We start from the raw sequence: 7,931 nt of genomic DNA on the forward strand, positions 1-7,931 counted from the left end.
AACGATGCCGTTATATTCGTGACCCTCGGAAGTAAGGGTTCGTTGGTTTGCAAGGACAAAGAGATTTCCCATGTTCCCGGTTATAACGTCAAGGTTTTAGAAACAACAGGATGCGGGGATTCATTCATGGCAGCTGTTTTATCCCATATATACAAACTAAACAGTGAAGAATTTGTGCGGTTATCTATCATGGAGCTTGAAAAAATAGCAAAATTTGCTAATGCTGAAGCTGCCATTGTAGCTACCAGATATGGTGCCGCAAATTCAATGCCGTATAAACGGGAGGTTGAAACATTCCTTTTGAAAGGCCTATAAGCTTTTAAAAATCAGGGACCAGGATAAGGAAGAACAAAAAACACCATTACGGCAAAGAATGTTATATTGCCCAGAAGTACCATAATATGCCAGATTTCGTGATTCCCGAAATAAGGTGGCTTTGGATTAGGCTTCCCGGCGAAAAATATCCCTGCGCCAATCGTGTAGAATAATCCCCCAAGGATCATAAGGATAATACTCAAAAGTCCCAAACGCACATAAACACTGTAAACCAAAACTATCGATAACCAGCCCATAGCAATGTATCCGACTGTGGAAATACTTTTTGGTATCTTGTTGAAAAACACAGACTTGATAACGATGTTGAGTATCGCCAGTCCCCATATGATCCCAAAAACCGTCCAACCAAGTACACCACCAACCACGGCAAGACAGAAAGGTGTGTACGTCCCAGCTATAAGCAAATATATTGCGCTGTGATCAAGAATCCCGAAAACCCTGTGATATTTATTAAAAAGCAAGAAGAAATGCAAAAGACTGCTGGCAAGCATTGACAAAAACACCGTAAAGCCATAAATACTGAAGCTTATCAGATGAACCCATTTGTGCTGAAGAGCTGAAAAAACAATAAGAACCACCAATCCAGCAACAGAAAGAACGGCACCAACAAGGTGCGTAATGGAATTCACGTATTCATTAGACTCTTCCGAAGAAATCATTTTATCCATCTTGCTTTTATCTTTTAAACTCAAATCAGTTAACTCCTTTCATAGATTCGCACATGGCTGCGCTCATCATCGTTGTGAGTTGTCGGTTGTAGGTTATGCGCGACAATCGAGATCCGAGAACCGAGAGAGGAGCTACGCTGACGAAGTGCTGGACTACGTCCGTGAGGCTCACGACGTTGACGCTTGCAGAGGCTGTCAACTGATGGAGCGATGCTCAGGAATTGTTGTAGCCACCCCTAACTAGATTTGTCATCCTGAACTTGATTCAGGATCTCGTACTTAAGAAACCCAGATTCTGGATTAAACATCTCCAGAATGACGGTTTTTTGAATCGTGCAGCGGTTCGCGTTACTTTATTTGACAGCGTAGCAAACATTAGCCTCGCAAGCATCGCTCTACCAGCTGACAGCGTTGCAAACCTCGGCTGCACAGCAGCTATTGGTTCTCGGATCTCGTTTTTTACGTACAATCTACAACGCACAACGGTTTTTATCGCTGCGCAGCAGCCTTCTCGGTTCTCGGCCTCTCGGATTCTCGGTATCTCGAGGCTTTCCTACTTAAAAGTATACCAGACACGATATTCCAAGCATTTCAAGAGTAAGGTCGTCATCTTTATTGTTCAAACGCGTTTTCGTTGGAATTTATCACCAATTTCTTCGTTGCTCTAAAAATTTTAAAAGAAATAGAGCAAAATTCTAATTTCATTCTTGACATTTCTAATTATAAACGGTATATTGTTAATGTAAAAGATAAAGATTCTTATAAAAGGGCGACAAAAATAAAGACCTTTTGTCAGCCATCAAAAAAAGGGGGAAATGTTATGGAAAAAGTCGTTGGGGTATGCGGGTGCATTTGTAGTGATTGCAGGATTTACGGAAAGGACTGCAAAGGATGTCATGTTATAGCGGGGAAGCCGTGCTGGTTGCATGAAGTGGGGCTTGATGTTTGTGATTTTTATGAATGCTGTGTAATTGACAAAGGGCTAAAACATTGCGGGGAATGTATAGAAATTCCATGTGACAGGTTCTGGAAGAATAAAAATCCTGCATGGACAGAAGAACAACACAAAAGAATTGTAGAAGAAAGGGTCATTTTACTTAAAGGATTAGCTCAGAATGAAAATTGATCAAGGAAAGGGTTCTATGAAGAAGGATATTAGCAATTTAGGAATGAACCTATCGGCAAGACGATTGAATAGAATTTTATCAATATTGTTTTCAGAAATGAAGGATCTATCAGATGAAGATAGAGATTTACCAATTCGTTGGAATGTAATGCACATGTATACCAGCTCACAAATCGCAAAAATATTAGCACTTAAACGAGGGATAGATCCAGAATTAGCAGGAATAGCAGCAGCTCTTCACGATATTGGTGTAGTAAAGACAAAGCGACATAAAAATCATGCCGAAGCAGCAGAGAGATATGTATATGAAATTATTGAGAGCTATAATTCCAAACATAGAGGTGATTTGCCTCAAATTACTAAAGAAGAAGCAGAATTAATTGTAAATGCTATAGTTCAGCACAGCCAAAAAGAAATTATTTCAGATAATCCCTTCGTTGAAATCTTAAAGGATGTTGATTCATTAGACAGATACTTACATGGCGTAAAAACAGAAGGAGCACATCGTGAAAGATGCATAAAAGTATTGAAGGAACTTGGAATTGAAGAAAAATCGAATCAATAGAACAAAAAAGGTGAGTTATTAAAATTGGCGTCCAACTTTACCTAATAAAACATTTCCAATATTTTGTTCTAAAAAGTCTGCGATATATTTTGCACCAAAAATCATCCGGAACGTCAGGCATCCTTATTCAAAAAGTGCGATGAAATATAATCGGAGGTAACAACGATGGCAGAAGATCCCATCAAAAGCAACATCGTACATAGCCTTGAACCTGAAGTAACCTTCCTTTCCAAACCACCACAGATTGATGGTGTTCTGGATGCAGAGCTCAAAAATCTTCCGGTTCGTACATTCAATTTCGTAGAAAAAAGCAACGATCAGAACCCTCTGGCTGAGGCTAATTATCGTTTAGCCTACGGAGCCGAATTCTTCTATTTATACATTGAGGTTAAAGCTGACAGTTTCATATGCCGTGACAGGGGCTATCAAAATGGAGACGGATTTCATATGGTACTGTCAGTTCCTCGTCCTGGAAATGTACCTACCGATGAGTTTTTCGTGATGGCATTCTGTCCACAGAAAGAACCTGGCAGAGCTTGGCAGAAAAGTTCATATGGTACCACAATATCGACCTCTCGTTTCAACCTTTGAAAAACACCCTTTTTGAGGTAAAAAAATTAGACGGCAAGGTAGGATACGAATTACTGTTGCCGTGGAAAGAGGTCTATCCTTATCATCCATGGTTTTCAGAATCGATAGGTTTTAACCTGTGTTATGTTCAAGCAGTTGAAAAAGACGAAAAAAATTACTTTTTTGTTGTACAGGATGACCGCATTCAATCCGAGCAAAGTTGCCGCCTCTATACAAGATTAAGTTTTTCACCCCCCAGGTTAAGCAGCGGTACAAAGACTTATATGATTTTAGACCGTAATCATTGTAATGAAGGAGAAACCATCAAGGCAAGGATCGCTGGAATATCTGCCACACCTACTAAAGATACGATCATAGTCCAGATAAATAGTGATGAAGGTAATGTGGTAAGTCGCGATGTATTCAGCTTCGACATCGATGATGAGTTAACCAAGAAAAGTTTTGAGTTAAGAACGTCCCATTTAATCCCGGGAGAATATAAGGTCAAGTGGGCATCGCAGATCAATAGCCTCTCTGGCAATATTAGTTTTACAGTATTACCGAAAGAAACTGTTACTGATATGAGCAAGCAATTGGAAAATATCAAAGATAGGATCAGTTCTGGAAGTTTGACAACCTTGCAGTTTAAACTCCAGGAGATTAAAACAACAATGAAGAAGCTTAAACCTTATGATACTGCTGAAAGATTAAGAAATTCCATTAGCAAGTTCAAATCTGAGGTTGAGTGTGCTGCAAAAGGTGTAGATATCATCGCAACTAAGACGGGGATTCAGAGAAGAGCTTATCGCTCAAAAATTGATAACTCACTTCAACCGTACAGTATTAAAATTCCGAAAAATATGGAATCAAACAAAAAATACCCTCTTTTAGTTTTTCTCCACGGAAGCGGAATGGATGACAGACAGGTATTGACCGAAAGAGAGGTAGACCCACTAATAAATTTTATTGAACTCGCTCCCTTTGGTAGAGGAACCTCAAATGCGTTCAGTACTGATCATGCACAGGATGACATTCGTGAGGTAATAGACGACGTGATAGCACACTATCCCGTCGATACAGATAGAATCATTCTTGCAGGATTTTCGATGGGCGGCTACGGTGTTTATCGCACCTTTTATGAGAACCCTAAGATATTCAGGGCACTCGCCGTTTTTTCAGGTCATCCCGATTTGGCAAATAAATGGGGGATTCCTGGTAAGCACCCAAATTTTTTAGACGAAAAATATTTGAACCCTTTCAAAGGGATCCAAATTTTTATTTTTCATGGAGAACAGGATAAAAATTGCCCGTTTGATTTGACGAAAAAATTGGTTGAAATGCTTAAGAAAGCGGGAGCACGGGTTGAAGTTTATATCGATAAAGAAAAAGGCCATGAAATGCCAGGCGAAAAAATATACCGTTCTTATTTACAATGGCTGAAAGAAGTAACAAAATGAAGAAGAAGAAGAACAACAACCCACAAAAATGCCACTGGATTTATTTGAAAGAATGGTAAATACCCTTGATAAGTACTGATAATGATTGCTAAAGAGTATAAAATGAGTTAGCATACATACAATTTACCAATAAAATTGGATACAGTTTACCTGGTCCATTTGCTGGATATTACGAGCTTAGCTCATTTCAACGGAGGCATTTACAATGCCAGAAAAAACGAAAGTTGTTGAGATTGTGCCATACAATCTGGAATGGAAAACAGAATTTGAAAAGATCAAGACCATGATAACCAGTTACATAGGCGACTTGATTTTAACCGTTGAACACGTCGGGAGCACATCCGTTGAGGGGTTATCTGCAAAACCGATTATAGATCTTGATGTTGTTATTGATAGTTATGATGTACTACCCAGTATTATTGAGCGTTTAGAAAAAGCAGGCTATGAATATGAAGGTAATTTAGGGATTGAGGGACGTGAAGCATTTAAAAGAACATGTGACAATGGCCTTATGAATCATCACCTGTACGTATGTCCTAAAGACGGAAAGGGGTATTTGGAACACATTGCATTCAGGGATTATTTGCGGGAAAATGTGACTGCAAGAAAAGAGTATGAAGCATTAAAGCTTAAGTTAGCAGAGACTTACCGCTATGATGTTGATAGCTACTGCGAGAAAAAAACCGAGTTTATAAGAACTATATTAAACAAGACAATCTACCGTGATTAGTGCTATCATCTTATAACTTCATCATTTCCTGTCTAATTTCTTTAGGTACCTTTTCCAATGCGTATCTAAAGGTTGTACGAGAAAGCGACTTCACATTTTTTCGCAAGTAATCAAGTATTTCATCTGGATATGTTAGATAAGAATACTTAAGTAACCATCCCACTGCCTTCTGAATGTGATGGTGCGGATCGTCTTTCAAATTCTCAACAACAATTAGAACCTTGTCTAAATCATATTCTACAACGAAACTGGATTTTACACCATTACGAATTAAAGAAACCGGCGCCACTCTTCTAACATACGTTCTTTCCGATTCTGCCCACTTCAAAACATTCGAAAATAATTCAGAATACTTGTACACAAAAGGACTGAGAACCCTGTAACATAATTGGTCGCATGTACCCCAATGATGAATATACTTGAAAAGCCAACCTTCGATAACCGGAAAATGTTTTATATCAATTATAGTTGTTTCTTTTTTTGATCCACAGCGTTGCAATAGAAAACAAATCCATATTATTAGCAGCAATCAACTGCTCACAAAATTTAAGAAGCTCCTCATCGGATTTCGGAGCTTCTTTATAATACTTGTTAGCTATTTTTGATATAACAACAGACCTCTGGGATGTTCCGATGTTTGAAGATTCTTCTTTTAAAGATTTCATTAGTCTTATTGTATCCACAAATTACCCTCCAAATATATCTTGACTGAAACGGAACTTCAGTATTTTCATCCCCATGTATCAAAAGGGTAAGTGGGTAGTCTTTTGCTACATTATGCATCGGGCAATACTTAGGATTTATTAATCGTTATATACCTTCTCATTAGCTTGATAATGTGATATATCTCCTTGCAAAACAATTTTTCTACTATCTTCTTTAATCTCAACAATATTTAAACATGTAGGATACATGAAAGCGCCGCTCCAAAAGTCCATAAGATCTTTATTTTCAAAGTATGCAATAAGTGCTTTTAAAACAACCGCATGAGTAACAATTAAAATATTTTTCCCTTCATATTTAGAGATTATTTTCTCTACTTCATTACTTACTCTATCTAAAACTTGTAAAAATGTTTCTCCGCCCACAGGCTTATACAAATGAGGAAAATTCCAAAAATTCCTATATTCATCTGGCCAATATTTTTTAATCTCTGCATGCAACTGACCTTCCCATTGTCCGAAGTGAATTTCTCTAAGATTATCATTAGGTACTATTTCTATATTTCTTTTTCCTCTAATAATTTCAGCTGTTCTAATTGCTCTTCCACTTGAACTAGAAATAATTACATCTATTTCAACATTCTTCAATCTTTCTCCAAGCCATTCTGCTTGTTTCTCACCTAATGTTGTAAGTTTTGAATCTTTTTGGCCTTGTATTCTGCCCTCCAGATTCCATTCTGTTTGACCATGCCGGGTTATATATAACTTTGTCATATTATCACCCTTTTTTCCTACCGCTGGCTTTTTATTCTGCCATTTTCTGTATTCTTATTTTGCCATATACACTTGTTTTCAGCCTTGACTTTTTTCTTTTCTTTGCTGCTATAAACAGCATATTAGACAACCATACTCTACAAACTACTATCCAAAAGGGGTCATTGTTCAAAAGCAAAGAAAAGGCACGAAGTACTGCAGAGTCGGGTAAAGCGGTGGCATCATTTTTACACCCTTATTATCCCAAAAACTCCAAGTATCGCTACGATTAAACCTATTACCCCAATAAATCCTAAGTATTTAAGCTCTTCCTTGAGATATTTGAAATATGAGAAGAATGCAAAAAAGCAAAAATAGAATAACCACCAGGGATTATGCTAGCTAAACGCTTTAAAACCAAGAAATCCTAAGAATCCCAAAAGTCCGCTTGCCCAGTGTTCGTTACTTATTCTTCTTTTGGCCATATTCGCAAACATTACCTCCTTTTTTACATATTTTTTCGCGCCACCGCATAACCCGATTCTATCAGCCTCCGCAACCCTCTGTTTTTATACCCACTCCGAAGGAGTGCTTACCCTCAGCGCAGCTGGGCTCACCCACGTGCTGCGGCCCTCTCGGACTCTCGAATCTCGATTCTCGCCCTCTCGCTTTCTCGGTTCGCGATTGTCACGTAAAACCTACAACGCACAACCAAAAACGATTCTATATTCTCGCCTTCTCACCTACTATGTCAAATCAAGGAGACAGACTACCTGAAACTGTTCCCAAATGGCAGTTGGTTTGAGCAACAGAGACAGGCAGGGATAACTTTTCTTTCTTCATTTTTTTAGTCCCCGGTATGCTATTTCTTGTTGTATAATTTAACCGAGGACTCTTGTTCCCACGTGAGGAAAGGAAGAGTTCCTCATCGTAGGCTTTTAGGTTTCTTAGCATGGCGAAGGCTATCTTGACGAGGATGTTCGCCAATGCTCTGAGGGCAAGAGATGGTTTCTTGCCCTCTTTATTTGTCTTCTTGTCATAGTAGCCTTTCATCCATGCTCCGC

10 protein-coding genes and 1 pseudogene are annotated in these 7,931 nt (G+C 38.6%); 6 read left to right on the forward strand and 5 right to left on the reverse strand.

The features are described 5' to 3' along the window. Positions 1 to 315 (forward strand): carbohydrate kinase family protein (locus DU53_RS03235; protein WP_235599683.1); only part of this gene is annotated, 315 nt, incomplete at its 5' end. Positions 316 to 326: 11 nt separating this feature from the next. Here the strand turns inward: DU53_RS03235 and DU53_RS03240 are convergent. After that, on the reverse strand, positions 327 to 1,028 hold the full coding sequence (locus tag DU53_RS03240) for a hemolysin III family protein (protein WP_082853784.1): 702 nt from the start codon (positions 1,026 to 1,028) through the stop codon (positions 327 to 329). A 610-nt stretch (positions 1,029 to 1,638) separates the two neighbouring features. Between DU53_RS03240 and DU53_RS12745 the strand changes: the two genes are divergently transcribed. From DU53_RS12745 to DU53_RS03265, 5 genes are all read left to right on the forward strand, one after another. Next, positions 1,639 to 2,130 (forward strand): DUF3795 domain-containing protein, encoded by a 492-nt coding sequence (locus DU53_RS12745; protein ID WP_235599684.1) that lies wholly within the window; start codon positions 1,639 to 1,641, stop codon positions 2,128 to 2,130. Between the two features lie 16 nt (positions 2,131 to 2,146). Then, positions 2,147 to 2,695 (forward strand): HD domain-containing protein, encoded by a 549-nt coding sequence (locus tag DU53_RS03250; protein ID WP_201029984.1) that lies wholly within the window; start codon positions 2,147 to 2,149, stop codon positions 2,693 to 2,695. Between the two features lie 165 nt (positions 2,696 to 2,860). Continuing rightward, positions 2,861 to 3,286, forward strand: coding sequence for a hypothetical protein (locus tag DU53_RS03255; protein ID WP_063727444.1), 426 nt, complete (start codon positions 2,861 to 2,863; stop codon positions 3,284 to 3,286). Continuing rightward, positions 3,283 to 4,722 carry a prolyl oligopeptidase family serine peptidase gene (locus DU53_RS03260; protein WP_063727445.1) on the forward strand — a complete coding sequence of 480 codons (1,440 nt, stop codon included), beginning with the start codon at positions 3,283 to 3,285 and terminating at the stop codon, positions 4,720 to 4,722. The genes DU53_RS03255 and DU53_RS03260 overlap by 4 nt, the downstream gene beginning before the upstream one ends. 205 nt (positions 4,723 to 4,927) lie before the next feature. Continuing rightward, complete coding sequence (locus tag DU53_RS03265; protein WP_063727447.1) at positions 4,928 to 5,452, forward strand: GrpB family protein; 525 nt, start codon at positions 4,928 to 4,930, stop codon at positions 5,450 to 5,452. 10 nt (positions 5,453 to 5,462) lie between these two features. Here the strand turns inward: DU53_RS03265 and DU53_RS03270 are convergent, their stop codons facing one another. The 4 genes and pseudogenes from DU53_RS03270 to DU53_RS03285 all read right to left on the reverse strand — a co-directional run. Next, positions 5,463 to 5,981, reverse strand: a complete 519-nt coding sequence (locus DU53_RS03270; RefSeq protein WP_082853785.1) for a DNA alkylation repair protein — start codon at positions 5,979 to 5,981, stop codon at positions 5,463 to 5,465. Next, positions 5,911 to 6,135: a hypothetical protein gene (locus tag DU53_RS12250; RefSeq protein WP_063727451.1), complete on the reverse strand. Its 225-nt coding sequence runs from the start codon at positions 6,133 to 6,135 to the stop codon at positions 5,911 to 5,913. Before DU53_RS12250 ends, DU53_RS03270 begins: the two co-directional genes overlap by 71 nt. 120 nt (positions 6,136 to 6,255) lie before the next feature. Continuing rightward, complete coding sequence (locus tag DU53_RS03280) at positions 6,256 to 6,888, reverse strand: histidine phosphatase family protein (protein ID WP_012745117.1); 633 nt, start codon at positions 6,886 to 6,888, stop codon at positions 6,256 to 6,258. Between the two features lie 735 nt (positions 6,889 to 7,623). After that, a pseudogene (locus DU53_RS03285) lies at positions 7,624 to 7,931 on the reverse strand (IS110 family transposase); the annotation flags it as partial.

This window comes from Kosmotoga sp. DU53 (assembly GCF_001639905.1).
Classification (GTDB): domain Bacteria; phylum Thermotogota; class Thermotogae; order Petrotogales; family Kosmotogaceae; genus Kosmotoga; species Kosmotoga olearia.

Coding starts and splice junctions, on each gene's coding strand:
- DU53_RS03265 (WP_063727447.1), top strand. CDS start 4,928: ATGCCAGAAAAAACGAAAGTTGTTGAGATTGTGCCATACAATCTGGAA.
- DU53_RS03255 (WP_063727444.1), top strand. CDS start 2,861: ATGGCAGAAGATCCCATCAAAAGCAACATCGTACATAGCCTTGAACCT.
- DU53_RS03250 (WP_201029984.1), top strand. CDS start 2,147: ATGAAGAAGGATATTAGCAATTTAGGAATGAACCTATCGGCAAGACGA.
- DU53_RS03280 (WP_012745117.1), bottom strand. CDS start 6,888: ATGACAAAGTTATATATAACCCGGCATGGTCAAACAGAATGGAATCTG.